Source organism: Veillonella atypica, from assembly GCF_041431435.1.
In the GTDB taxonomy this organism is placed as follows: domain Bacteria; phylum Bacillota; class Negativicutes; order Veillonellales; family Veillonellaceae; genus Veillonella; species Veillonella atypica.
This window is the reverse complement of the sequence record NZ_JAPVXV010000003.1, coordinates 291,973-316,868: the sequence shown is the minus strand read 5'-3', so window position 1 is coordinate 316,868 and position 24,896 is coordinate 291,973. Positions and strand designations below refer to the sequence as shown.

Annotated in this window: 20 protein-coding genes; 14 read left to right on the top strand and 6 right to left on the bottom strand. The window is 40.6% G+C overall.

The window, feature by feature from the left end; translation table 11 throughout:
* Positions 1–39 precede the first annotated feature (39 nt).
* The 3 genes from O3598_RS05550 to O3598_RS05540 all read left to right on the top strand — a co-directional run bounded on the left by O3598_RS05550 (position 40) and on the right by O3598_RS05540 (position 1,613).
* Positions 40–459 (top strand): hypothetical protein, encoded by a 420-nt coding sequence (locus O3598_RS05550; RefSeq protein ID WP_227041252.1) that lies wholly within the window; start codon positions 40–42, stop codon positions 457–459.
* Positions 460–870: 411 nt separating this feature from the next.
* Positions 871–1,134, top strand: a complete 264-nt coding sequence (locus O3598_RS05545; protein WP_227041253.1) for a type II toxin-antitoxin system Phd/YefM family antitoxin — start codon at positions 871–873, stop codon at positions 1,132–1,134.
* Positions 1,131–1,613, top strand: a complete 483-nt coding sequence (locus O3598_RS05540) for a GNAT family N-acetyltransferase (RefSeq protein ID WP_227041254.1) — start codon at positions 1,131–1,133, stop codon at positions 1,611–1,613. The genes O3598_RS05545 and O3598_RS05540 overlap by 4 nt, the downstream gene beginning before the upstream one ends.
* 94 nt (positions 1,614–1,707) lie before the next feature.
* Here the strand turns inward: O3598_RS05540 and O3598_RS05535 are convergent, their stop codons facing one another.
* From O3598_RS05535 to O3598_RS05520, 4 genes are read right to left on the bottom strand one after another with little or no spacing between them, the layout of a single operon-like run.
* Positions 1,708–2,808: a metal ABC transporter permease gene (locus O3598_RS05535; RefSeq protein WP_371452080.1), complete on the bottom strand. Its 1,101-nt coding sequence runs from the start codon at positions 2,806–2,808 to the stop codon at positions 1,708–1,710.
* Positions 2,805–3,668 (bottom strand): metal ABC transporter permease, encoded by an 864-nt coding sequence (locus O3598_RS05530; protein ID WP_316599965.1) that lies wholly within the window; start codon positions 3,666–3,668, stop codon positions 2,805–2,807. Before O3598_RS05530 ends, O3598_RS05535 begins: the two co-directional genes overlap by 4 nt.
* Positions 3,665–4,396, bottom strand: a complete 732-nt coding sequence (locus tag O3598_RS05525; RefSeq protein ID WP_005381419.1) for a metal ABC transporter ATP-binding protein — start codon at positions 4,394–4,396, stop codon at positions 3,665–3,667. The genes O3598_RS05530 and O3598_RS05525 overlap by 4 nt, the downstream gene beginning before the upstream one ends.
* A 22-nt stretch (positions 4,397–4,418) precedes the next feature.
* Positions 4,419–5,360: a metal ABC transporter solute-binding protein, Zn/Mn family gene (locus tag O3598_RS05520; RefSeq protein WP_371452078.1), complete on the bottom strand. Its 942-nt coding sequence runs from the start codon at positions 5,358–5,360 to the stop codon at positions 4,419–4,421.
* A gap of 462 nt (positions 5,361–5,822) precedes the next feature.
* On the opposite strand from O3598_RS05520, the gene O3598_RS05515 reads away from it, so the two are divergent.
* The 5 genes from O3598_RS05515 (at position 5,823) to cooS (ending at position 13,060) form a co-directional block, all read left to right on the top strand.
* On the top strand, positions 5,823–6,299 hold the full coding sequence (locus O3598_RS05515) for an energy transducer TonB (protein WP_005378233.1): 477 nt from the start codon (positions 5,823–5,825) through the stop codon (positions 6,297–6,299).
* A gap of 63 nt (positions 6,300–6,362) precedes the next feature.
* Positions 6,363–6,713: an energy transducer TonB gene (locus O3598_RS05510; protein WP_302411795.1), complete on the top strand. Its 351-nt coding sequence runs from the start codon at positions 6,363–6,365 to the stop codon at positions 6,711–6,713.
* Between the two features lie 223 nt (positions 6,714–6,936).
* Positions 6,937–8,265 (top strand): DUF438 domain-containing protein, encoded by a 1,329-nt coding sequence (locus tag O3598_RS05505; protein ID WP_371452076.1) that lies wholly within the window; start codon positions 6,937–6,939, stop codon positions 8,263–8,265.
* A 219-nt stretch (positions 8,266–8,484) separates the two neighbouring features.
* The gene (locus O3598_RS05500; RefSeq protein WP_275249593.1) at positions 8,485–10,113 is read left to right on the top strand and encodes a phosphoenolpyruvate carboxykinase (ATP); all 1,629 of its coding nucleotides are present in this window, start codon (positions 8,485–8,487) and stop codon (positions 10,111–10,113) included.
* A gap of 772 nt (positions 10,114–10,885) precedes the next feature.
* Positions 10,886–13,060 carry an anaerobic carbon-monoxide dehydrogenase catalytic subunit gene (cooS, locus tag O3598_RS05495; RefSeq protein WP_009661828.1) on the top strand — a complete coding sequence of 725 codons (2,175 nt, stop codon included), beginning with the start codon at positions 10,886–10,888 and terminating at the stop codon, positions 13,058–13,060.
* A 626-nt stretch (positions 13,061–13,686) separates the two neighbouring features.
* Here the strand turns inward: cooS and O3598_RS05490 are convergent.
* On the bottom strand, positions 13,687–14,472 hold the full coding sequence (locus tag O3598_RS05490) for an MBL fold metallo-hydrolase (protein WP_302745676.1): 786 nt from the start codon (positions 14,470–14,472) through the stop codon (positions 13,687–13,689).
* 160 nt (positions 14,473–14,632) lie between these two features.
* On the opposite strand from O3598_RS05490, the gene O3598_RS05485 reads away from it, so the two are divergent.
* Entirely contained in the window at positions 14,633–15,232 is a 600-nt protein-coding gene (locus O3598_RS05485) for a TetR/AcrR family transcriptional regulator (protein WP_371452073.1), read from the top strand.
* Positions 15,233–15,944: 712 nt separating this feature from the next.
* Here the strand turns inward: O3598_RS05485 and O3598_RS05480 are convergent.
* Positions 15,945–17,282, bottom strand: a complete 1,338-nt coding sequence (locus O3598_RS05480) for an MFS transporter (RefSeq protein ID WP_371452071.1) — start codon at positions 17,280–17,282, stop codon at positions 15,945–15,947.
* 318 nt (positions 17,283–17,600) lie between these two features.
* On the opposite strand from O3598_RS05480, the gene O3598_RS05475 reads away from it, so the two are divergent.
* The 5 genes from O3598_RS05475 (at position 17,601) to narI (ending at position 24,643) form a co-directional block, all read left to right on the top strand.
* On the top strand, positions 17,601–18,287 hold the full coding sequence (locus tag O3598_RS05475) for a Crp/Fnr family transcriptional regulator (protein WP_009661772.1): 687 nt from the start codon (positions 17,601–17,603) through the stop codon (positions 18,285–18,287).
* 72 nt (positions 18,288–18,359) lie between these two features.
* Positions 18,360–22,034: a nitrate reductase subunit alpha gene (locus O3598_RS05470; protein ID WP_005376676.1), complete on the top strand. Its 3,675-nt coding sequence runs from the start codon at positions 18,360–18,362 to the stop codon at positions 22,032–22,034.
* Positions 22,024–23,451: a nitrate reductase subunit beta gene (gene narH / locus O3598_RS05465; RefSeq protein ID WP_005376657.1), complete on the top strand. Its 1,428-nt coding sequence runs from the start codon at positions 22,024–22,026 to the stop codon at positions 23,449–23,451. The genes O3598_RS05470 and narH overlap by 11 nt, the downstream gene beginning before the upstream one ends.
* A complete protein-coding gene (narJ, locus tag O3598_RS05460; RefSeq protein WP_009661827.1) occupies positions 23,451–23,975 on the top strand; it encodes a nitrate reductase molybdenum cofactor assembly chaperone in 525 nt (174 codons plus the stop codon). The genes narH and narJ overlap by 1 nt, the downstream gene beginning before the upstream one ends.
* Entirely contained in the window at positions 23,972–24,643 is a 672-nt protein-coding gene (gene narI / locus O3598_RS05455) for a respiratory nitrate reductase subunit gamma (RefSeq protein WP_005381556.1), read from the top strand. The genes narJ and narI overlap by 4 nt, the downstream gene beginning before the upstream one ends.
* The last annotated feature ends 253 nt before the right edge of the window (positions 24,644–24,896 follow it).

The following is a 24,896-nucleotide window of genomic DNA, read 5'->3' as shown; positions in this document are numbered from 1 at the left end:
TAGATTTTGATTAAACAGTTGTTTGAAAATAGAGGTCCTATGAAAACGACAAAATCTTTTGGCGAGTATCCCAAATACTCTCTCCATGATGCAAGGGTCCAAAAAATAGCATACGCAGATGGTAATTTAACTTTTATCTTTGATTATATTTTTTCTTATGAGAATGGTGTTGAACAAACTCATAAGGCCAAGATTGTATTTGAAAAATGTGATATTGATGATCTAGAAATTCTTGTCTTTAATAGTACAATATTAGATACTTTCACAGGTAAAAGGATTGAGTTACCTCAGTATCAGCAGGATTATAGTGAAAGTGAGTTCGAGGTTATTACAGAGACTTATAACTGGGGTCGAGCTGTACTCCAAGGATGGTTATGGACTGAAGGGAATCCAGTTCACTGTATAATGGACATATACTTCACAGGCGATATGTTATATATAATTGATGAGAGCTTGTAAAATAAATCTTTCAACATAAACCAATGGGAGAAAATAATTATGGGATATAAAAATGTATGTACCAATTGCAGAATATCCTTGTCAGAGGGGACGAATTACGAGTTATTTAATACAAATAAAACCTGTCCTATATGTAAAGGCAAAATGTACTTTGTGAATGAGAAGTTCAAAGCTCCTAAAAAATCTAATGATAAAGAATGGAAGATTATAGAGTATTTGTTGTTGAGTGGCTATGATTTTAGGAATCCCATTTATGGTACTGAAAGATACATGTATTTTGAGTTCCCAAAGAACTTACAGGAGGCGGAGGCATTCGTGCGTGAGATGAGAAAGTTATAGTAAACTATATGAGCAAAGCGCTTTAATGATATATAATTGAGTAACTAAATTTTACAGGGAGGAGGAAAAACTATGTGTGAAGTAACAATAACACAAGCTACAGCAGAATTGCCTATGCTTGTAAAAAAACTACAGACAGGAGAAGAGTCTGTTATATATATCAAACAAGATGGACGGACTGTAGCGCAGCTTACACTATCTAAAGACACTAGACAAGCAGAATCAAAAGTGGATGTGTCGAAACGTATAGGCATTGCAAAAGGTAAATTTAAAATGCCAAAAGATTTTGATAAATGGGATAAAGATATAGAAGAAATGTTTGGAGATACAAGATGAATATACGAAAAGCCACTACTGATGATTTAGACATTGTTACAAATATAGAATCTACCTGTTTCCCACCAGCCGAAGCAGCCCCTCGTGAGGCTTTTAAGGAACGATTAGATCATTATGCAGGTCAGTTTTTAATTGCCTTTGACGGTGATACACCTATCGGTTTTATCGATGGTTTTGTAACGGATGATGAAATCCTAACCGATGAGATGTTCGCCGATGCTTCCTTACATAACCCCAATGGCGCATGGCAGATGATATTTGGTTTAAATACAATGCCAGAGTATCGGAATCGCGGTGTAGGCGGTCAGTTGATTGAGGCTTTCATAAAGCTTGCTAGAGAAGAAAAGAGAAAAGGTGTAATTTTGACATGTAAGGAAGAAAAGATTCACTATTATGCCAAGTTTGGCTTTGTAAATGAAGGTGAATCTGTATCTGATCACGGCGGTGCTAAGTGGTATCAGATGCGTATTGTGTTCTAGCCATATAATTAAATACAAAAGAAGAAGCTGAAATCTTGCAGATTAGCATTGGTTTCAGCTTCTTTTTTGTTGGGACAAAGTATTGGTATTATATTTAAATAATTTCTTTAACTTGCGCTACGCCTTTATCGGTCAGCATGTAGTACCCATTTGTTACATACAACAAGCCTTGTTTCTTAAGGTGTGTTGCGGCTTGGTGTGTATAGTCTGGCTTCCAGTTCAAGTGTTCGTGAATGGTGCCGATACCGTTTTCAATGGTCGCCACAGGTGTGTTCATATGGGTGTAGATGTGGCAGAGCATCATCGTTTCTCGATAGTGACGACGCAAGTGGCGCTGGCGAAGATAGGTTGCAATATAGCCTGTCTTTGGCGTGCAAATAACGGCAATTAATAATGCGAGACCAATCGTTGTTGCGATAGCGCCTGCAATGGATACGTCTAGGGTGAAAGCGACTTCTGTACCGATGACAGCACAGATAATGCCGATGATGATACTGCTAATGAGCATGGCTTTCACAGAGTCCGTCCATAAATAAGCGATAACCGCAGGTCCGACCATGAGGCCGATAACGAGGATGGCGCCTACTGCTTGGAATGAAGCCACCACGGTTAGGGACACCATGGTCATGAGCACGTAGTGGATGAGGGCTGGCATGAAGCCGAAGAGCCCTGCTAATAGTGGGTCGAAGGTAGATAGTTGCAATTCCTTGTAGAAGAGCATAACTAATAGGAGGTTGATGAATGCCACCCCAAGGGAAATCCATAGTGAAACAGGACCTAGGTCGGTGCCGTTTACAATCCATCTGTCGAATGGAGCGAACGCAATTTCCCCTAGAAGTGCCGTATCTACGTCAAGGTGTGCGTTGCCGCTGTAGAGGCTGACGAGAATGATGGCAATGGAGAAGAGGAGGGGGAAGATGATACCAATGGATGCGTCTTCGTTGACGAGGCCCGTGTTATGAATCATCTCTGTAAGCCACACTGTTCCTACGCCGACTACGGTTGCCCCTACTAAAAGCAAGGGAGAGTTTAAGTCTTCCGTTACAAAGAAAGCAAGCACGATGCCGAGGAATACGGTATGCGTAATGGCGTCAGCCATCATGGACATGCGGCGCAGCACGAGGAATACACCAGGGATAGCGCACGCGATAGATACTGCAATGGCGATGAGTAAAATCTCTGTATGTACTGTCATGGGGCACCTCTTTTCCGGAATTGCCACAAGATGCCTCTATTAGGTGCAAATATGAGGCTCAACAGTACAATAACCGACAGAATGACGATGATCGCAGGACCTGTAGGCAGTTTTTGTACTGTTGTACTCCAAATGGTACCGCCGATAGCAGATACCATGCCGAAACATCCTGCTAGTATACACATGGTACCTAGCTTGTTCGTCCACTGACGGGCCCCTACGGCCGGTGCAATGAGTAGGGAACTAATCAAGATAGCACCTACTGATTGAATACCGATGATGATGGTCATGATCAATAGGGAACGATATAAAATGAGTGTAAAGGTGACGGGAATTTGCAAAGTTTTAGCGTATTCTACGTCAAAGGAGATGAGCTTTAGCTCTTTCCAAAATAAGGCTGTTAAAACGATAATGATGAGCGCTGCCGCCGATGTAATGTACACATCGCGGGCTAATATGGTGGCGGCCTGTCCAAATATAAATTTTGAAAGCCCCGCCTGACCGGCATTGTTCAGACTTTGAAGGTAGGTGAGTAGAACCATACCAAGTCCAAAGAAAGCAGATAGTATAGTAGCCAGAGCGCCATCGAATTTGATTTTACTGTTTTCAACGGTGATGGTAATGAGCCACGCCGCAGTGATAGAGGACAGGGCAGCACCTATAATGAGTACCTCAATGTCTTTTATACCGGTCAGCAAGAATGCGATGACTACACCGGGCAGTGCTGCGTGAGAGAGGCCGTCACCGATGAGGCTTTCCTTGCGCAGTACAGCGAAGGAACCTGCAATACCACTGGCAAGGCCCAAGAGAGCCGTACCGAGCAATACCATCTGTGTCGTGTAGGATTGGAGAATGGTCATACAATCCTCCCCTTGCCGTAGGTGCGCTCGATGGCTTCATCAGTGAAGGTCTCTGCTACGGGACCATAGGCAACAGTTTGCTTATTGACCATCGTTACCCAGTCGAAATATTGAGGTACCGTATTTAAATCGTGATGTACGACGATCACCGTTTTGCCACGGGCTTTCATTTCTTGTAAAAGGGAGATAATGGCGTGCTCCGTCGTTTTGTCGACGCCCTTGAAAGGCTCGTCCATGAGATAAATATCTGCCTCTTGTACGAGGGCTCTCGCGAGGAATACACGCTGTTGTTGGCCCCCTGAAAGTTGACGGATTTGCCTGTTTACATAGTCGCTCATGCCCATTTTTTCAATCATGGAGAGGGCCAGCTCCTTATCCTTTTTACTTGGTCGTTTGAACCAACCTAGATGACCATAGCGGCCCATAAGTACAACGTCTAATACGGTAGTAGGAAAGTCCCAGTCTACGCTACCGCTTTGAGGTACATAGGCGATTTTCTTGTAATCCTTTTTATCCATCGCAAGGTGGTGGTCGATATAAAACTTAACACTACCTGAGATAACTGTTAATAGGCCTAACATGGCCTTTAATAATGTAGATTTACCGGCTCCGTTAGGGCCGACGATAGCCGCTAAGGAACCGATGGGTACCTTCATATCTACGTCCCATAGTACGGGTTTTGTCGTATAGGCTACGGTCATATCTTCAACTTCAACGGCCCATTCCATAGAGACCTCCTTTTATCATTGTTTATTTAAGTGCTTTAGCGATGGTATCGATGTTAGTTTTTACCATGCCGATATATGTGCCGCCTTCAGTGCCTTCGGAACCGAGGGAGTCGGAGTACAATTCGCCACCGATAGCAACGTTCCAGCCTTTAGCTTTAGCTGCTTCTTGAACGGCTTCAATTGTTTTGTGCGGTACAGAAGATTCTACGAAGATGGCTTTAATTTTGTGATCTACGATGAATTGCACAAGTTCATTTACATCTTGTGTGCCTGCTTCTGTAGCAGTACTAACGCCTTGTAAACCTTTTACTTCAAAGCCATAAGCGCGAGCGAAGTATTGGAAGGCATCGTGTGCTGTTACGAGAACGCGAGATTCTTTAGGAATAGATTCTGCTTGAGCTTTGATGTATGCATCTGTGTCATCCAATTTAGTGAGGTACGCATCATACCGTTTTTTGAAATCCTCTTTGTGAGCTGGATCTGCTTTTGAAAGTCCTTCGTATACAGCCTTGGCTGCAAGTTTCCAGTTAGCTACATCGAACCAAATATGAGGATCTTTTGTCTTTACGCCGTCTTCTTCATCAAAGTCGAGTAGAGTAGCTGGATCAATAGCGTCAGATACGCGGATGGTAGCTTTATTTTGTTTTGTTAAATTGTCGAAAATAGAACCCATTTTACCTTCTAAGTGAACACCGTTGTACACTACAACATCTGCCTTAGACATAGTTGTTACATCGCCGGCGCTTGCTTGGTAGAGGTGAGGGTCTACGCCAGGACCCATGAGTCCTTGGACGGACACATGGTCACCGCCAATTTCTTTTACTAAATCCGTTAACATCGTCGTAGTGGCAACGACGTTTAATTTCTTCTGGTTGTCTTGCGCTGCATCTTTTCCACAGCCTGCTAATGCGAACAACATCAGTGCTAATGATACGACGACTAATACGATTCTATTAAATTTCATAATAAGCCTCCTTTTGTAGGTACTAAGTTTAAAATTTTTAGTTATCTTGTTAACTACCCTTATTTAAGCGGAAAAATAGCCGCTACTAACGTAGCGGCTAGTGGCAGTTATACGGTTTTCTGCTAAGGTCACGATCGTTTAGTGGATGAGAGATTGTAGATGGTTTGGCCCAACGAGGGCAACGATACCAAGTACCATCATGACCTTCATTTGAATACGCTTTCTACGTCTCATGATGAACCTCCTTTGTGTAATTTTTTTGTCATATCAACTTGATATGTAAGTCCGAACAGTTATCTTGAAATCAATATATCATAAATGAGAAAAATTATCAATAAAAATTATTATATACATATATTTTTTACTAATAGACTACATTTTGCAGTTGGGTATTTTTTTCTTCATCTTTATCGAGTATTATATATGTATATTTATTATATTAATTTCGAGGGGGAACAAACCATGAATATATTAACTCGATTCGCGTGTGCTGCTGTTCTTACATTTGCGGTAGGTGCTATGATGCCTGCTCATGCTGATGCGGCTGCGGGTAGATTTACAGAAGCACCTCGCGAGGTATCCATCGTTAAACCTACGATGCCAGCTATTCCAAATGGAATTACCGTAGCAGATCATATGCGTGTACGATTCCTAATTAACAAACAAGGCAAGGTTGAAAATGTCTTTGTAGAACAATCCTCTGGTTATGGTCCTGTTGATGAGGCTGTGAAAGCTGCTATTAGACAATGGGAATTTACGCCGGCTATTGGCACAGATCAAAAAGCCCATGCATCCATCATAGGCATGACAATTACATTGCCAAAGGGTAATGCTCCAGCTAAGTCCGGCAATGGTAAATTGACGGTAGACAAATCACAGTCTAACGATAATCATGCGTCTGATGTGAATGCGAAAGCGAATGGTCCTAAGGCAAAATAAGGAGTGAAACAGTCTAGGACTCAATAATGAGAGTAGTCATAAGACTAAATGAGGAGAAAGATGATGAGTAATGTATTGCGTTGTGTTGCCTTAACGGCATTAATTATGTCCATGTCTGCCGCTGTTTCTTTGGCGGCCACACCTTATGAAGCGCCAAAAGCAATATCTACACCAGGCTTTGATTCTGGTGTACTACATGGTTATGCCGGTGATGCAACTGTTGTTAATGTAAACTTTACTATTAATACAGATGGATCCGTTTCTCATGTAGAATTACAAGGATCCACTGGTAGTAGTGATGCGGATGCATCCATTGTGAATACAATTTCTACATGGAAATTTACACCGGCTACGGATAGCAATGGCAATCCTGTAGAGGCATCTAAAACTGAATATATTAATTTAAGGAATTAATAGAATGCACTCATACATTGTATGGGTGCCTTTTTATGTGCTGGTGAAAGTACTTAAGGATTTAATTATATTGGGTGAAAGTGTTTTGTGGCTCAATTATCTTAGGAAATGTATCTGTAGCAACTGAAAATTACTTTCAAAATGAATATAATAAAAGTATATTTAATATAGCAATAATATATTGTATATACTAATAGTCTTTGACCCCTGGAGGTATAAGCATATGAATCCATTACAGCAAAAGCTAGATATTAATAACGAACGGTACAGAATTATTGTATCTATTAAAGAGGATTATTTAGACGGTAAATTATCCTTGGAAGAGGGTAACCGTATTTTAAAAGAAAAGTTAGGTACTTGTAAGCCTGACGAATTTGCTTATGCAGAGCAAAGTTTGAAAGGTGTCTATAAGGATGAAGAAATACTAGACAAGATGGATGATTTGTTGAATTTATTTGACGGTGTATTAGTGCGTGCCGAAAATGAGTACCCAGAGAATCATCCGTTGTGGGCTTATTTAGAAGAAATTAATGCGGTTGAAAAGGTAGCTCTTGAAGCGGATGAATTGTTAAAACAAGATAAGTTTATTAAAAATCCTTGGCTTGGTATTTTTGATTCCTTAGCAGAATGGCGTATCCATCTATCTCGTAAGCAAAATCAATTATATCCAATGTTAGAAAATCATGGGTTTGATCGTCCTACGCGTATTATGTGGACCTTTGATGATGGCGTGCGCGATGCTATCTCTTCATCCTACGCATTGCTTCGTGAAGATAAATATGAGGAGTTTTTAGCATCTGTTCCAGAAACACTGGCAAAGTTGCGTGATTTGAACTCTAAGGAGTTAGAGGTTTTATTGCCAACATCCTTTAAATTATTAAGCGATGAAGAGTTTGTGCGCATGAGCAAAAATGACCATGAAATCGGTTATGCTATTATTAATGCACCAGGTTTATATGTCGTGTCAGGTATTAACGATTCCGCAGCCTCATTAAATGGAAATGCTTCTAGTCAAAATAGTGCAGTATCTAATGAATTTCTAAATGATTTGGCAGGCTTATTATCCAAATATGTTGGCCCTGTAGGAAGTGCAGCCGTTAGTAAGGATGCTGTCCTAGATGTGGCCACTGGCAAATTGACCTTAGAGCAAATTAATTTGTTGTTCCGTCATCTGCCTGTGGATTTATCCTATGTAGATGAAAATGAACTCGTTAAATTCTACAGTGATACACCACATCGCATTTTCCCTCGTAGTGCCAATGTTATTGGCCGAGAGGTGAAGAATTGCCATCCTGCGAAGTCTGTTCATGTAGTAGAAGAAATCGTAGAGAAATTCCGTTCGGGAGAACAAAGCCAAGCAGAATTTTGGATCAATAAACCGGGCTTGTTTATCTATGTTATCTACACGGCCGTGCGCGATGAAAATGGTAAATTCCGGGGCGTACTAGAAATGATGCAAGATTGTACACATATCCGTGAATTAGAAGGCTCCCGTACATTGTTGACTTGGGATAAAACTGACTTTGTAGGCGATAATCAACGCATTTATTAATAAAAAGTAACTCTCTGAGAGCTTACAATAATTATCAATTTTTATTATTACAAAATGTGTTGCACTAATTTAAAATAAACATACAATAATTTACTTTTATTCATCTCTTTCGTGTATACAAATTTGTTAAAAACAGGTAAAATAGAAATTATTAGAAGTATTTTCAATACACGTACCGATAGGTTTTTATAAAGTTATACGATAAAGGTGAGGATTAGAATGGCAACACGTCGCATTTGGAATCAAAGTGAAATCAAGACAAATCCGTTATTTTCTAAATTACGCAGCACCATTGAAACTGCGTTTTATGGCAATAACGTAAAACCTGTTACATCTGTAGCAGAAGCGTATACATTGGCAACGCAAGAACCAGGTGTCATTCTTCTTGATATGCCTGTATTTAAACCAGAAGAACAAGGTTTACCAGCTGATGCTAAAATTCTCGTAACTAATGATGGTAAAACGACTGGCCGCTATGCGAAGGCTCGCCGTATCATTGGTGATGAAGGTATTGATGAAGTCGAATTAGCCGGTATCGCTCGTGATGCTGTGTATGATAGTCGCAATAAAGAATGGATTTCTACACAAGTTGTGGTTGGTCTTGATCAAAAATTCACGGCTCGTGCTCATCTTATGATTCCAAAGGATCATGCATCTATCATGTATTCTTGGATTATGAACTTTAAATTCTTTGACGATGCAGTGAAAGAGTTCTATAACAACAGTAAGGACATCCCGGAAGGGGATATTTATATCTACTCTGACCCTGACTATGTAGTACCGGGTCATCCAGGTGGTCTTGCTATTTTTGACCCTGCTCATAACTGCGCTATGATTCTTGGCATGCGTTACTTTGGGGAACATAAAAAAGGCACATTAACATTGGCTTGGTCCTTGGCAAACCGTTATGGCTACGTAGCCTGCCACGGCGGTATGAAACGCTATAACCTTAAAAATGGTGAGTCTTTCACAATCGGCGTATTTGGTCTATCCGGTTCCGGTAAATCTACATTGACTCACGAAAAACACAATGGTCGCTATAATATTTCTATCTTGCATGACGATGCATATATCATCAATACAAATGATTTGTCCTCCGTTGCGATGGAACCAACATACTTTGATAAAATGCAGGACTATCCTGTGGAACACCCTGCTAATAAATATTTATTAACATTGCAAAACGTAGGCGTTACCCTCGATGAAAATGGTAATAAGGTCGTATTGGCTGAGGACGTGCGCAACAATAATGGCCGTGCTATTAAATCCCAATTCTGGACAGACAATCGCGTAAACCACGTGGACGAACCGGTTAATGCCATTGTGTGGCTAATGAAAGATAAAACATTGCCACCAATCCTTAAAATCGACGACCCTGTGTTGGCTTCCACTATGGGCGCAACCCTTGCAACACGCCGCTCTACTGCGGAAAAACTCGATGCCAACGTCGATCCAAATGCACTCGTTATTGAGCCATATGCAAACCCATTCCGTACCTATCCGCTAGTTCGTGATTATGAAAGCTACAAAAAACTCTTCAAAGAATGTGGCGTAGATTGCTATATCATGAACACCGGATTCTTCCTTGAAAAGAAAATCCCTAAAGAAGTGACCCTTGATTTATTAGAACGCCTAGTAGAAGGAGACCTACAATTCGAACCATTCGGTGCCTATGAAAACCTATCCTACGTAGAAGTGCCAGGATTCGAACCCCCATTTGATGTACGTGAATACCATCACCAACTACACCAAGCCTTTGAATTCCGCTCTGAATACGTGGAAAAACTCAAAGACGGTAAAAATGAATTACCACACGAAGTACTTGATGTACTAAAAACTTTAATGTAACACTATAGTTAAATACAAAACAGCCCGTCACAAATGACACGCTACTGCGCTAAAGCGGAGCCCGAAGTCATTTGTGACGGGCTGTTTTTACTTTATCCTTTATGCTTATACATTAAAGTTTTTAGCACATTTGCGTTAGAGAAGCTACTGCGCTACGCGGAGCCCGAAGTTTTTTCCAGAGGGGCTATTTCTTTTCTGTATTTTTTACATTAAGGTTTTTAGTGCATCGGTGTAGGGGGAAGCTACTGCGCTACGCGGAGCCCGAAGTCGTTTGAGGAGGATTTTTTCATCCTTACTTATTCAGTAAGTACATTAAAGTTTTTATCATATCTGCGTTAAGAGAGGCACGCTACTGCTCTAAAACGGAGCTAATGTTTAAAATATTTTAGATGGAGCAGTAAAATTTTGTGAAAATGATGCAGGAGAATTATTGATGTATATCGAAGTAGTATTATGAGGCATTTATTTCTCGTGAGTGCTTTTAATTCCTATAATAAACAGGAATTAAAAATCAGTTTGTTTTATGAAGTTATTATGAGTTTTGTAATTGAAAAACATTGTTATAATGGGGATAGGAGCGGATATTTTTTTATAATATGTATAAAATTTAATTGACAATTGTCCTCTCAACAAATATACTTATGATAGTTTAAAACATATTTATGAGATAGGATTTAAAACCCACAATTAAGGTGGATTTAAGTTAGATAGAAGAAGAATATGTTTTCTTGTTATTAGCGGTTGGCCTACGTAGGCCCCTAGGAGGTTTAAAATGAGTAAAGACGTGGAAAATAAAAATACCCATGACCATAGCTATGGTGAACATCATCATTGCCATTGCGGCGGTCATCATCACCATCATGACCATGACCACAATCATGATCACGACCATGACCATGAACATCATCACGACCACGACCATGGTCACGATCATAGCCATGAAAAGGCTTTGCCTACAGATAAATGGGTGCCACACACTCATGAACCAGGCGTTCCTCATGAACATGGCGTAAATGATTATCTTAAGGCTGTTGCTGAGTATCGTAAAACATGGCCTACTAAGCAAGATGTTATCGAGCAAACTCCTGACCCTGCCGTGCGTGAGATGATTCTTCGTATGGAACAAATCGGTTGCGACACTGTATTCGACCGTTTCGATAAACAACAACCTCAATGTGCGTTCGGTATTGCTGGCGTATGTTGTCGTATTTGTTTCATGGGTCCATGTAAAATTACGCCTAAGAGCCCTCGTGGCGTCTGCGGTGCCGATGCTGATCTTATCGTAGCTCGTAACATGACACGTGCTGCTGCTGGTGGTTTGACTCAACATGGTGCGCATGCTCGTGAAATTTTGATTTCTTTGAAAGCTGCCGCTAATGATCAATTGGATATTCCAATTTTGGGCGAAGAAAAAATCCGTACTGTATGTAAGGCTTTCAACATCCCTGAAGAAGGTCGTTCTTTGAAAGAAGTAGCTAATGATTTAGCAGACGTTCTATTAGAAGATTTAAGTCGTGCATTGCCTGGCGAATATAAAACAATTACAGCAATGGCTCCTGCTGAACGTCGCGAAGTTTGGAAAAACTTGGATATTTTGCCTATTTCCGCGTACAATGAAGCCTTTGATGCATACCATCGTACATGTGTAGGTACCGATGGCGACTGGGAAAGCAATATGAAACAATTCTTGCGTTGTGGTCTTGCTTTCACATTCACTGGCGTAGTAGCAGCAGATATCGCTACAGATGCATTGTTCGGACAAGGCGGTCGCCGTACATCCAAAGTTAACATCGGTGCCTTGAAAAAAGGTTATGTAAATATCGCTGTTCATGGTCACTTGCCAACATTAGTATCCCAAATTTGTACAATTGGTGCCTCTGAAGAGTACTTAGAAAAAGCAAAAGCTATCGGTGCTAAAGGTATCCAATTCTACGGTATCTGCTGCTCTGGTTTGTCCAGCATGTACCGTTATGAAAATGTTATTCCATTGTGTAATGCTATCGGTGCGGAACTTGTACTTGGTACAGGCGCACTCGATTGCTGGGTAGCTGACGTTCAAGACGTTTACCCTGCTATCATGGACGTAGCACGTTGCTTCAACACAAAAGTTATCACTACATCTGATGCAGCTCGTTTACCAGGTGCAGAACATATTGGTTACGATCACCATCATACTAACTTGTCTGAAACAAAAGCATTGGCTCGCAAAATCTTGGATCGCGCTCTTGAAGCTCATGAATTGCGTAAAGGCATGCCTGTATTCATTCCGCCATATGAAATCACTGCTGAAGTTGGTTTCTCTCCAGAATCCACTGTTAAACATTACGGTTCCTTCAAACCGTTGGCAGAGGCTTTAAAATCTGGTAAAGTTCGTGGTATCGTAAACGTAGTAGGTTGTTCCAATCCTCGCGTTATCTACGAAAAAGCAACTGTAGATATCGTTGATACACTTATCAAAAATGGCTGTATCATCTTAACAAATGGTTGTGCGTCCTTCCCATTGATGAAACTTGGTTACTGTAATACAGATGCTATTAAGAAATGTAGCCCTGCATTGCAAGAGTTCTTGGGCGATGATCAACCACCAGTATGGCATGTTGGCGAATGTGTAGATAATGCTCGTTCTTCCGGTATCTTTGCTGGTATTGCAGGTGAATTAGGTCTTAACTTACCACAAATGCCATTTGCTATGTCTAGCCCTGAATGGTCTAACGAAAAAGGTATCGATGCATCCCTTGGCTTCCGCCTAATGGGTATCAACTCCTACCACTGCGTTGAGCCACCTACACAAGGCTCTGATGCTGTTACAAAATGGTTGAAAGAAGACACTAAAGACATCCTAGGCTCTGTTATGTATGTAAATACAGATCCAGCTAAAGTTGCTGAAAAAATCTTGGCAGATATCGATGAAAAACGTGCTGCTTTAGGTTGGGCAGAAGTAAAATAATATAATATAAACAAAAGACCCTCTCCATAATCCTCCACCGCCCAGATCTGTTCCTTCGGAACAGGGGCAAAGTCGGATTCTGAAGAGGGTCTTTTTTGTATAGGGAGAAAAGACAGAGCAAAGTCGGACGTATTGAGAGGGTTATTTCATTAGAGGTAAACTCTAAATTAGTAAATCTAAATGATGAGTTTTATTTTCTACGTTTTAGCCTAATTAATAAATATGTGTGAAAGTAGAAAAAAGAGATAGCAGACAATTTGTCCGCTATCTCTTTTAATCAAAAGTTCATCAACTTAATCTATTACGTCATTTATAACTCTGTTATACTAATAACAGGAGTCATTGACGTGAGTTAGGTTCATCACCGAAAGGTGGTGATATTATGAGTAAATTCGAGAAGGTTTATATAATTCTTTTTGTAATTTCCATAATTGTATCTATCTTAAGTTTACTTAAATAAACTTAAGAAACGCCTAACGTAATAAGTACTGGTAATACTTACACGTTAGGCGCATCTTATTTCCCAAATTTTTAGATGAGCCTAACGCTTGCACACGTCAATGACTCTCTTTATGTTTATAGTATACCTCAATAACAACATAAAAACAACATAGGTATATAGTAACTTATAGTATAATAGTTTCTCCATCCTCAGGGACTGCTACATGGCTTTCGATATGGGTGCCTTTGATAAATTTGTGCACATCCTTACGGCTTGTTGCTGTATGATTAACTGTATCCATATGAACCGCGATGATTTTAGCTTCTGGTTTGCGTACTACCATGCGGCCAATATCTTTTGTCCCCATAATAATACTATCTTCAAAGCCCAAAACTTGAGCATATCCTGTATTCATAATAATAACATTAGGGTCGAAGCGAAGGAGAGCCTTCTCTACATCGCTTGTCCATACTGTATCGCCTACAAGGTACACAGTTGGTTCGCCTTCTGCTTCAAAAATAACGCCCATTGCATCGCCTGCTAATGGTGCGAGAACTGGATTTGCATACATTTCTACAGTGCCGTGTGAGCCACCTGTTTTTCTCAATGTGATACCATTAAACTCAAGACTTTCAAAAATGATGCGTACATCATTAAAGCCCTGGGAGATAATAAGTTCTTTGTCCGCTGTATTTTGCACAAAAATAGGAAGTGACTTTGGAATAGATTTAATTGCCGTGTCATCCCAATGATCGAGATGTGTGTGTGTAACTACTACTGCAGTTACATTGCTTAATAGATTGTCCATTGATACAGGTAAATCAACCATAGGCATTCTTTGTTGATAGTTAAATGTTCCTTCAAAGCCAGGATAAGTATCTTTTGGTGCTAAGAATGGATCAATAAGAAATGTTGTGTTTTTTATTGTTAATTTTCCTGTAGCATTTCTAATGTGAGTATATTGTGTCATAGGTATCTCCTTAATTGTATTTTGAAAATCTAATCAAATAGATTACTGTTTGTAATCCCTAGAATTAGTGTACCTTGTTTTGTTATACTAGTCTCAACAATAATTGACACTATGTTTGTTAATAGACACATTGTATAAATGTGTCTATGTAGGAGGTTATATGATAACTCGAAAAGAAATGACACGAATGTTGTTAAAAGAAGGGTTGCTTAGTTGTTTAGAAAACCATTCTTTTGAGTCTTTAACCGTAACATTATTGTGTAAAGCATCAGGTATAACTCGTTCTACTTTTTATTTACACTATAGCAATATCATGGAAATTGTTGATGATTTAGTAGATGATGCAATTGCTTATTCAAAGCCAGGAATGGTAGATAACAACAATTTACAAACTATAGCTAACACCTTATCGGCTGCTTCTGATTCAGTGTCATTGAGAGAAGCATACGATTCTATTTTTGATAGATTGCCCTTATGTCAGCGTATTATACGACATAAAAAGTATTTACCTCTATTTTTAGATGAACAAATTTCAGAATATGTATTACAACGCATTATAGGATGTGAAAAAGATCGACAAGGGCTCGTTGTGGCAAAAGCCCTTGGGACTTCATTTGACGTGGGTATATCCGTTTTTGTATTTTTAGTGCACGGACTATATGCTGTTAATAAACAATATAAGTGGTCCCAAAGCGATGAATGGTTAGAAGCGCAGAAAGTTATCTTTGAACTCGTTTACCGTGGGTTACAAAGAAAATAAGCATATAAGGCTCACATACTTCCTTGGTGCATCAATACATGCTCACCTAGAAATTAGTACAGGCCTGTACTAATTTCTAGAAGAGGTATATGGATGAGGTCAAGGCCCTAGGCCGCAGACCGTTCTGTCTATTTAGAACGAATAAATTCATGGACAACCGTAATTGCTGTAATAGAAAATATAATTCACCATGTAGATAATCTAATTCACATCTAATTTCTAATGAAATAACCCCCTCAGAGAGTCTGACTTTGCTAGGTCAAGGCCTAGCCGTAGGCCGTTGTGTTTGTTTCGAACGCATAAATTCATGGGCGACCGTAATTGCTGTGGCAGAAAATATAATTTACTATGTGATGTTCTAATACAGATCTAAATTCCAATAAAAGAACACCCACAATTATCCGACTTTACTAGGTCAAGGCCCTAGGCCGCAGACCGTTCTGTCTATTTAGAACGCATAAATTCATGGACAACCGTCATTGCTGTAATAGAAAATATAATTCACCATGTAGATAATCTAATTCACATCTAATTTCTAATGAAATAACCCCCTCAGAGAGTCCGACTTTGCTAGGCCAAGGCCTAGCCGCAGGCCGTTAAGGCGGTGGAGGACGACTGAGGGGGTATTTCATTACCCAAATTAAGGGTGAATTATATTTTCTTTAATGATGTAAATTATATTTTCTATACAGCTATAAGGTAGAACATGAATTTATACGTTCATGTTTGCCCCTTTTCTCACATAGAACCAGAAGCAAACCGCAACTGTTACGATGTTGAATGCTAGTAGTGCTGCGAATGCAGGGTGAATGTTGCCGAATGTGGAGTATACGAAGCCGAAAATCTTAGGTGTAATGAAGGCACCGTATGCAGCTACGGCAGCTACGAAGCCTGTGATTAAAGAAGATAGTAATGGATTACCAAATACGTGAGGAATCATACGGAATGTGGCACCTGTTGCGAAACCACAGCATACGAATGTCAACACGGACATAGCAAAGAAGAATGGGAAGTTGTGCATATCTACGCCAACCGCAATTAGCGCTGTTGTTGCACATAGACCGAGAAGGCTTACAAAGGTAACTTTTGTACCGCTGTTAATTTTGTCTGCTAACCAACCACCTACAGGGCGAAGTGCACCTGCTACAAGTGGACCTACGAATGCGATAGAAGCAAATGGTACTTCTGGGAATTCTTTACCTACTAATAGACCAAGTGCTGCTGCATAACCAGAGAAAGCACCGAAGGAACATGTATAAAGTAATGCAAACGCCCAAGTGTGTTTGTTCCCAAAGATTTGTACAAGATTTTTAGGATTTGGTTTTTCTAGTGGTAAGTTATCCATGAAACGTGTCATAAGTGCAAGGATAACAACGAGTGGTACGATCCACATGAAAGCTGCATTGGCAAGGTATACTGCGTTACCTTTGATGATAGCTGGTGTTACACCAAATACACTACCTAGTGCAGTAGAACCCATAGCAAATGGAGCCAAGAAGTAGATTACAGAAACACCAAGGTTACCAACGCCGCCGTTGATACCAAGAGCAGTACCTTTTTCGGATTTAGGGAAGAAGTTGCCAATGTACGCCATGGAGGACGAGAAGTTGCCGCCCGCTAAACCGATAAGGACAGTCAAAATCATGAATGTCGTATAAGAAGTTGTTGTATCTTGAACGGCAAAGCCAAGCCATACAACAGGAACTAATAAAATAAGTGTGGAAATAAATGTCCAGTTCTTACCACCGATTAAGGCCGGCATGTAGGTATATACGAAACGTAATGTAGCACCTACAAGACCTGGTAATGCGGCTAATGTAAATAATTGATCTGTTGTAAAGTTAAAGCCAGCGCCATTTAGTTGTGCTGCAATGGTTGCCCATAAATACCATACACAGAATGAAAGGGTTAATGCAATTGTGGATATAACCAGGTTTTGTTTAGCAATTTTTTTACCAAACTTTTCCCAAAATTCTGGATTTTCTGGTTGCCAATTAGCCACAATTTCGCTACGGCTTGCCCCTACTTGAGGCATTTTTAGTTCTGACATGAGAGCTCTCCTTTAACTAAAACACATGTGATAAAGGGTAGATCTTTTCACACGAATATGTGGCACATCTCGTTTAAAAGCCTTGTAAAATGTGGTACTATAATAATAGAGAGTGTGCCTAAAATCACACCATTATTATATAGGACAGAATATAATGTGAATGTGACGAAAAACACACTTATATGAGAATTAATCGGTTATAATAGGGATAATATACGTAAAGTATATAGTATATGTGCCTTTTGTGCATGGCTGATTGTGAAAGCTACTTTCACAATCAATATGGACAAATGACACTGAAAGATGCACGGTGATAGTATGGAACAGGAGTTAATTAACCAGTTACTTGCATTGCCAGGAGAAACAATTCACCTTGAAAAAGGCGAGTTTTTGTTTCACGAAGGTGATATAGCAGATCATTTTTTTATTGTCCGCGAAGGGCGACTTAGTATTAAGAAATTTGAGGCAAGTGGTCATATTTTTGCTCATCGGTTGGTGGGGCCAAATAATGTGCTTGGTGAAATTCCTTTGTACGAGACGAACACCCGGACTTACGTGTTTAATGCGATTGCACGTGAAAAATGCTCGGTATATTCCATCCGTTATGATGTTTTGGAACCAGCCATTGCAAAGGACCATTCACTGGCCATTGCAATGATGAAAATCTATACACTTCATATGCGGCGACAACAAGCCAAATACAGAGATTTGTTGTTGTATGGCAAAAAAGGTGCATTCTATTCAACACTATTGCGTTTAGCTAATAGCTATGGTATTCAACGTGATGACGGTATCTATATAGATATCGCGTTAACAAATCAAGAGTTAGCTGAATTTGCTGCCACATCTCGGGAAAGTTTAAACCGCATGCTCAGTGAGTTACGAAAATTAGGCTATGTAGCCTATGATAAACACCATCTGGTAATCTGTGACTTAGATGCATTAATCGGATTACTCGATTTAGATAGCGACACGATCGACCCTAATATCAGTAATATCGAATAATTGTGGATATTCGCCCTTGTTGTTGGCATTGCTAACGCAAGGGCTTTTTTGTAGTTTTAAGGAGGACACGAGATGAGTTTATTGTCTCAGAAATTCAAGTTTCTTCGCAAGAAGGACGTATCTCCAAGCGGTCACCAAATCACAGAAGAAGGCGGTCGCGAATGGGAAAATTTTTATCGTGACCGTTGGTCCTACGATAAAGTAGTCCGCACAACACATGGCGTAAACTGTACTGGTTCTTGTAGCTGGAACATTTACGTTAAAAATGGCGTCGTAGCATGGGAAAACCAAGCTACAGATTATCCGGAAACACCTGATGATATGCCGGACTATGAACCACGTGGGTGCCCTCGTGGTGCGACATTCTCTTGGTATTTGTACAGTCCATTACGCGTGAAATATCCATATGTACGCGGCGAATTGGCTGAGCTTTGGAGAGAAGCTAAGAAAACAGCTAAAAATCCTATCGAAGCATGGAAATCTATCGTAGAAGACCCTGAAAAGGCGAAAAAATATAAATCTGCCCGTGGTATGGGTGGCTTTGTGCGCTCCACATGGGACGAAGCGACAGAAATCACTGCAGCATCTTTACTATATACAGCAAAAACATACGGCCCTGACCGCAACGCAGGCTTCTCTGTAATTCCAGCGATGTCCATGTTGTCCTATGCAGCAGGTGCTCGTTTCCTTAACTTAATGGGTGGTTCACCATTGTCCTTCTATGACTGGTATGCCGATTTACCACCATCCAGTCCACAAGTTTGGGGTGAACAAACGGATACACCTGAATCTGGTGACTGGTACAATGCTGGTTACATCATGACTTGGGGTTCCAACGTACCGTTGACTCGTACGCCTGATGCTCACTTCTTAACAGAGGTCCGTTACAAAGGTACTAAGGTTGTATCCGTATCTCCTGACTATGCGGAATCTACAACTTCTTCCGATGCTTGGCTTAATGTGAAAGCCGGTACTGATGCGGCTCTTGCTATGGCAATGGGTCATGTTATCTTAAAAGAATATTACATCGATAAGGAAACTCCATACTTCAAAGAGTATGCTAAAGAGTTTACCGATATGCCATTCCTTGTACGCGTTGAAGACATCAACGGTGCAGTACAACCAGGTCGTTTCTTAAACGCTAAGGATTTAGGTAGCAAAGAAGACGGTGCTGATTTCCAAACTGTATTAATTGATGAAACAACAAATGAAATCGTTGTTCCAAATGGTACAATGGGCGACCGTCACACAAATCCACAAAAATGGAACTTACGCCTTGAAAATCGCAATACAGGGGCTAAAATTGACCCTCGCTTATCCGTATTTGACCAACGTCAAGATGTGACTGTTGTTAAGTTGCCATACTTTGGTGATGAAGAGCACGAAGGCGTTATTGAACGTGCTATTCCAACTATTACAGTACAAACTGTAGACGGTCCTGTAAAAGTAACTACTGTATATGACCTTATTCTTGCTAACTATGGTATCGATCGTGGTATCGGTGGTGAAGTGGCAACATCTTATACTGATGACACTCCTTACACACCTACATGGCAAGAAAAAATCACTGGCGTAAAAGCAGATATTGCTATTGCTACAGCTCGTGAATTTGCAGATAATGCAGAAAAAACTAAAGGTCGTTCCATGATTATCATGGGTGGTGGTATCAACCACTGGTACCATGCGGATATCATTTACCGTACAATCTTGAACCTCATCATGTTCTGTGGTACAGAAGGTGTTAACGGTGGTGGCTGGGCTCACTACGTAGGTCAAGAAAAACTTCGTCCTGTTGAAGGTTGGGGCGGTATCATGACAGCTAACGACTGGAGTAAAGCGCCTCGTTTGCAAAATGGTACATCTTGGTTCTACTTTGCGACAGAACAATATCGTTCTGATTGCATCGATTTGGCAGACCGCGTATCTAAATTAGCTAAGCCTCGTTACCGTCACCCTGGTGATTACAACGTATTGGCTGCACGTTTAGGCTGGTTGCCATCTTATCCTACTTTCAATAAAGGCAGTCAAGAATTGATTAACGACGCTCGTGCAGCGGGTGCTGGTACAGAAGCAGAGATTAACCAATATGTAGCGCAAGCGTTGAAAAACAAAGAATTACAATTCTGCGTAGAAGATCCTGCGGCTAAAGAAAACCACCCACGCAACTTGTTTGTATGGCGTGCGAACCTTATCGGTTCTTCCTCTAAAGGCCACGAATATTTCTTGAAACATTTACTTGGTACAAAACATGGTGTTCTCGAAGATGATGACGCACCAGTAAAACCAGAAGAAATCAAATGGCGCGAAGCAGATGAAGCTGGTAAGCTTGACCTCTTAATCGACATCGACTTCCGTATGGCTTCTACAGGCTTGTATTCTGATATCGTGTTCCCAGCGGCTACATGGTATGAAAAAGAAGACTTGTCTTCTACAGATATGCATCCATATGTACACGTATTCCAAGCGGCTGTTGATTGCGCATGGGAAACTAAATCTGACTGGGATACATTCCGTACCCTTGCTGAAACAGTATCTCGCGTAGCGAAAGAGTCTGGCTTCACAGAATACGAAGATATCGTAGCATTACCTCTTGGTCATGATAGCCCAGGTGAAGTGGCTCAACCAGAAGGTAAGGTTCTCGACTGGAGCAAAGGTGAATGTGAGCCAATTCCAGGCAAAACAATGCCAAACCTTGTTCATGTAAAACGCGACTACAGTAAAATCTTCGAAAAATACATTGCATTGGGACCTAATATTGAAAATAAAATGGGTGCTCATGGCATGGCTTGGGATGTATCTGATGAATATCAAACATTGTACGCACAAAATGGTATTATCGATAATCCAGAATTCATTTCTCATGGCCGTCCAAGCATTTACGAATGTAAAGAAGCTTGTAATGCTGTATTGACATTGTCCTCTTGTACAAACGGTAAATTGGCTGTTCGCTCTTGGAAAGCAATGGAAGAAAAAACAGGCCTTTCTGGTCTTGAAAAGAACGCAAAAGGTCGTGAACAAGAAAAAATTACCTTCGATGACATGGTTCGCCAACCACGCTTCATCATTAGCTCTGTAACAAGTACTGGTAAGAACGATAAAAACCGTCGTTATTCTCCATTTACTACATCTACAGAAGATAAGGTACCATTCCGTACCGTAACAGGTCGTCAATCCTTCTATTGCGACCATGAAATGATGCGCGATTACGGTGAAGCTATGGCATTGTACAAACCGGTATTGTCCTATAAACCAGTACAAGGTGACTACAAACAAGAAGGTGTTCCTGAAATCACATTGAAATACTTAACACCACATCACAAGTGGTCTACACATAGTATGTATTTCGATAGCCAACAAATGTTGACATTGTTCCGTGGTGGTCAAACTATTTGGCTCAACGAAGACGATGCAGCAGAAATCGACGTTAAGGATAATGATTGGGTAGAAGCTTTCAATAAAAACGGTATCGTTGCAGCTCGTGCTGTAGTTTCCCCACGTATTCCTCGCGGCATTTCCTATATGCACCATTCCCAAGATCGTCACATTAACGTTCCTGGCGCGAAAGTTAAGAAACAACGCGGTGGTACGCATAATGCACCAACTCATATTCACATGAAACCGACACACATGATCGGCGGTTATGGCCAATTGAGCTATGGCTTTAACTACTATGGCCCAACTGGTAACCAACGTGATATGACAATTGTGGCTCGTAAAATGAAGGAGGTAGATTGGCTTGAAGATTAAGGCTCAAGTATCTATGGTCCTAAATTTGGATAAGTGTTTGGGTTGTCATACATGCTCTATCACTTGTAAAAATACATGGACGAACCGCGAAGGCGCGGAATATATGTACTTCAATAACGTGGAAACTCGCCCAGGCGTAGGTTACCCACGTCATTGGGAAGACCAAGAAAAATGGAAAGGCGGCTGGACATTAGATAACTCCGGTAAATTAGCTCTTTCTACAGGTTCTAAAACAAATCGTTTGATGAAATTATTCTTCCATCCTGAACAACCAGAATTGAAGGATTACTTCGAACCTTGGACATATGACTATGAAACATTGATTCATGGTGGTCGTAAAAACAACCAACCAGTTGCTCGACCTCGTTCCCTTGTGACGAAACAAAAAATGGAAGTTACTTGGGGCCCTAACTGGGATGACGATTTGGCTGGTGGTCAACATGCTCGCTCTGATGTGAACTTAACTAAGATGGGCCAAGATATCGTATTTGACTATGAAGAAGTATTCATGCGCTACTTGCCTCGTCTTTGTAACCACTGCTTGAACCCTGCATGTGTAGCTGCATGTCCATCCGGCGCGATTTATAAACGCGACGAAGATGGTGTGGTTCTCGTATCTCAAGATGTATGCCGCGGTTGGAGACATTGCGTTCCATCTTGTCCATACAAAAAAATCTTCTATAACTGGGAAACTAATAAAGCTGAAAAATGCGTATTCTGTTACCCACGCTTAGAAAATGGCTTGCCTCAAATCTGTGCTGAAACTTGTGTAGGTCGTATGCGCTATGTTGGCGTTGTATTCTACGATATGGACAAAGTAGAAGCTATGGCAGCTACAAAAAATGAACAAGATATTTACGAAAATACATTAGATTTGATTTTGGATCCTCATGATCCAGAGGTTATCAAAGCGGCTCGTGCTGAAGGCATCTCTGAAGCATGGATTAAAGCAGCTCAAAAATCTCCTGTATACAAACTTGTAAAAGAGTGGGGCGTGGCATTGCCATTGCATCCTGAGTATCGCACATTGCCAATGGTTTGGTATGTACCACCACTCAGCCCAATCTTGCAACGTGTAACATCTGATGTATACTTGCCAGATGCACATGAAATGCGCGTACCTGTACAATACCTTGCTAACTTGTTTACAGCAGGTAATACAGAAATTTTAGCTCGTACATTGCAACGTGTTCTCGACATGCGTGAATACATGCGTCGTCGTGAAACAGGTGACGGTCCTATCGATCACAATGTGGAGTTAACAGAGGATCAAATGTACGGTATGTACAAATTGTTGGCATTGTCCAAATACAATGATCGCTTTGTTATTCCATCTGATGTGAAAGTATCTCGCGAAGGTCGCCTAGAAATGCAACAAAATCGCGGTTTTGCTTGCCCTACAGGGGGATGTCAATAATGAAGGATGCTCAGAAAATCGCTCTTATTGCGTCATTTCTTCTACGCTATCCTGATGAACAATGGTATAACGAATTACCTGAATGGAGAGAGGACGCCCAATCCGTTGGGCATCCTCAACTTCGCCAAGGTTTATTAGAATTCTTCGACTATGTAGAGGAATCCAATAAAAAAGAATTCGAAGACCAATTTGTTCGTACCTTTGATTTTAGTCAAAATACAACGATGTATTTATCGACTTATGAATTGCAAGGTACTGGGGAACAAGCAGAAGAACTCGTTAAATTTAAAGCGTTCTTCCTAGAAAACGACTATGATTTGCCAAAAGAAATGCCAGACTATATTCCAGCACTTCTTGAATTATGTGCCGTTATCGATGATGAAAAAGCAAAAGAAATTTACGACTATTGTAAGCCAAAATTGGAATACATTAGAGAACGCTTCATTGAGGCTAAATTGCCTTATGCATTCTTGTTTGATATTATCTTGTCTGTTGCAAATGGATTGGAGGACGGTGCACGATGAATCTATTCCTTTGGGGCGCTTTGCCTTACATCGCTTTCACCTTCTTAATCGTAGGTACTTTGGTTCGTTTCTTCTACTTTGAAAGAAACTGGACTACAAAATCGAGTGAATTTTTAGAGAAAAAACAATTGCGCATTGCCAATCCATTGTTCCACTTTGGCTTGCTTTGCGTTATCGGTGGTCACGTAGTAGGTGTGTTAATCCCTAAAACTTGGACTGCTGCAATCGGTATTAATGACCATATGTACCATGAAGGTGCGTTATACATGGGTGCTGTAGCGGGTATCATCTTCATCGTAGGCTTCTTGCTTTTGATGAAACGTCGCTTTACTGTGCCTGCTATGAAAGTTAATACATCTGGCCTTGATAAATGGTTATACTTGTTCTTAACATTAGCTATTTTTAGCGGTATGGCTGGTACATTGCTTAATGCATCTGGTTTCTTTGATTACCGCGTATCCATCGGCCCTTGGTTCCGTAGCCTAATCTCCTTTATGCCGGATCCATCCTTGATGGAAGGCGTACCATTCATGTTTAAATTCCACATGTTAGCGTGGATGGTGGTAGCTATTATCTTCCCATTCAGCCGTTTGGTACACTGCTTGAGTGTTCCACTCAACTACTTAGCACGTCCGTTCATCGTATATCGCAAACGTGATCGTGTGTAATTGAATAGTTGAAACTTTATATCGGTTGCATACGGTATACTAGTTTCTCTAATAGCCCTCATGGTTGTGAAAGCTGTCGCTTTTACGGCTGTGAGGGCTTTTAGTGTTTATCTGCTCTTGGATAGTATTTAAAGTCTATATTGTAATATGGGCATATTCCTGCTATATGAGTAACATTCATATTTTTATTTGAGATTGGTATACATTTTTACTTTACTATGAGAATGAAAATTGGTATTATCTTATATGGTAT

Coding starts and splice junctions, on each gene's coding strand:
- O3598_RS05550 (WP_227041252.1), top strand. CDS start 40: ATGAAAACGACAAAATCTTTTGGCGAGTATCCCAAATACTCTCTCCAT.
- O3598_RS05545 (WP_227041253.1), top strand. CDS start 871: ATGTGTGAAGTAACAATAACACAAGCTACAGCAGAATTGCCTATGCTT.
- O3598_RS05540 (WP_227041254.1), top strand. CDS start 1,131: ATGAATATACGAAAAGCCACTACTGATGATTTAGACATTGTTACAAAT.
- O3598_RS05535 (WP_371452080.1), bottom strand. CDS start 2,808: ATGACAGTACATACAGAGATTTTACTCATCGCCATTGCAGTATCTATC.
- O3598_RS05530 (WP_316599965.1), bottom strand. CDS start 3,668: ATGACCATTCTCCAATCCTACACGACACAGATGGTATTGCTCGGTACG.
- O3598_RS05525 (WP_005381419.1), bottom strand. CDS start 4,396: ATGGAATGGGCCGTTGAAGTTGAAGATATGACCGTAGCCTATACGACA.
- O3598_RS05520 (WP_371452078.1), bottom strand. CDS start 5,360: ATGAAATTTAATAGAATCGTATTAGTCGTCGTATCATTAGCACTGATG.
- O3598_RS05515 (WP_005378233.1), top strand. CDS start 5,823: ATGAATATATTAACTCGATTCGCGTGTGCTGCTGTTCTTACATTTGCG.
- O3598_RS05510 (WP_302411795.1), top strand. CDS start 6,363: ATGAGTAATGTATTGCGTTGTGTTGCCTTAACGGCATTAATTATGTCC.
- O3598_RS05505 (WP_371452076.1), top strand. CDS start 6,937: ATGAATCCATTACAGCAAAAGCTAGATATTAATAACGAACGGTACAGA.
- O3598_RS05500 (WP_275249593.1), top strand. CDS start 8,485: ATGGCAACACGTCGCATTTGGAATCAAAGTGAAATCAAGACAAATCCG.
- cooS (WP_009661828.1), top strand. CDS start 10,886: ATGAGTAAAGACGTGGAAAATAAAAATACCCATGACCATAGCTATGGT.
- O3598_RS05490 (WP_302745676.1), bottom strand. CDS start 14,472: ATGACACAATATACTCACATTAGAAATGCTACAGGAAAATTAACAATA.
- O3598_RS05485 (WP_371452073.1), top strand. CDS start 14,633: ATGATAACTCGAAAAGAAATGACACGAATGTTGTTAAAAGAAGGGTTG.
- O3598_RS05480 (WP_371452071.1), bottom strand. CDS start 17,282: ATGTCAGAACTAAAAATGCCTCAAGTAGGGGCAAGCCGTAGCGAAATT.
- O3598_RS05475 (WP_009661772.1), top strand. CDS start 17,601: ATGGAACAGGAGTTAATTAACCAGTTACTTGCATTGCCAGGAGAAACA.
- O3598_RS05470 (WP_005376676.1), top strand. CDS start 18,360: ATGAGTTTATTGTCTCAGAAATTCAAGTTTCTTCGCAAGAAGGACGTA.
- narJ (WP_009661827.1), top strand. CDS start 23,451: ATGAAGGATGCTCAGAAAATCGCTCTTATTGCGTCATTTCTTCTACGC.
- narI (WP_005381556.1), top strand. CDS start 23,972: ATGAATCTATTCCTTTGGGGCGCTTTGCCTTACATCGCTTTCACCTTC.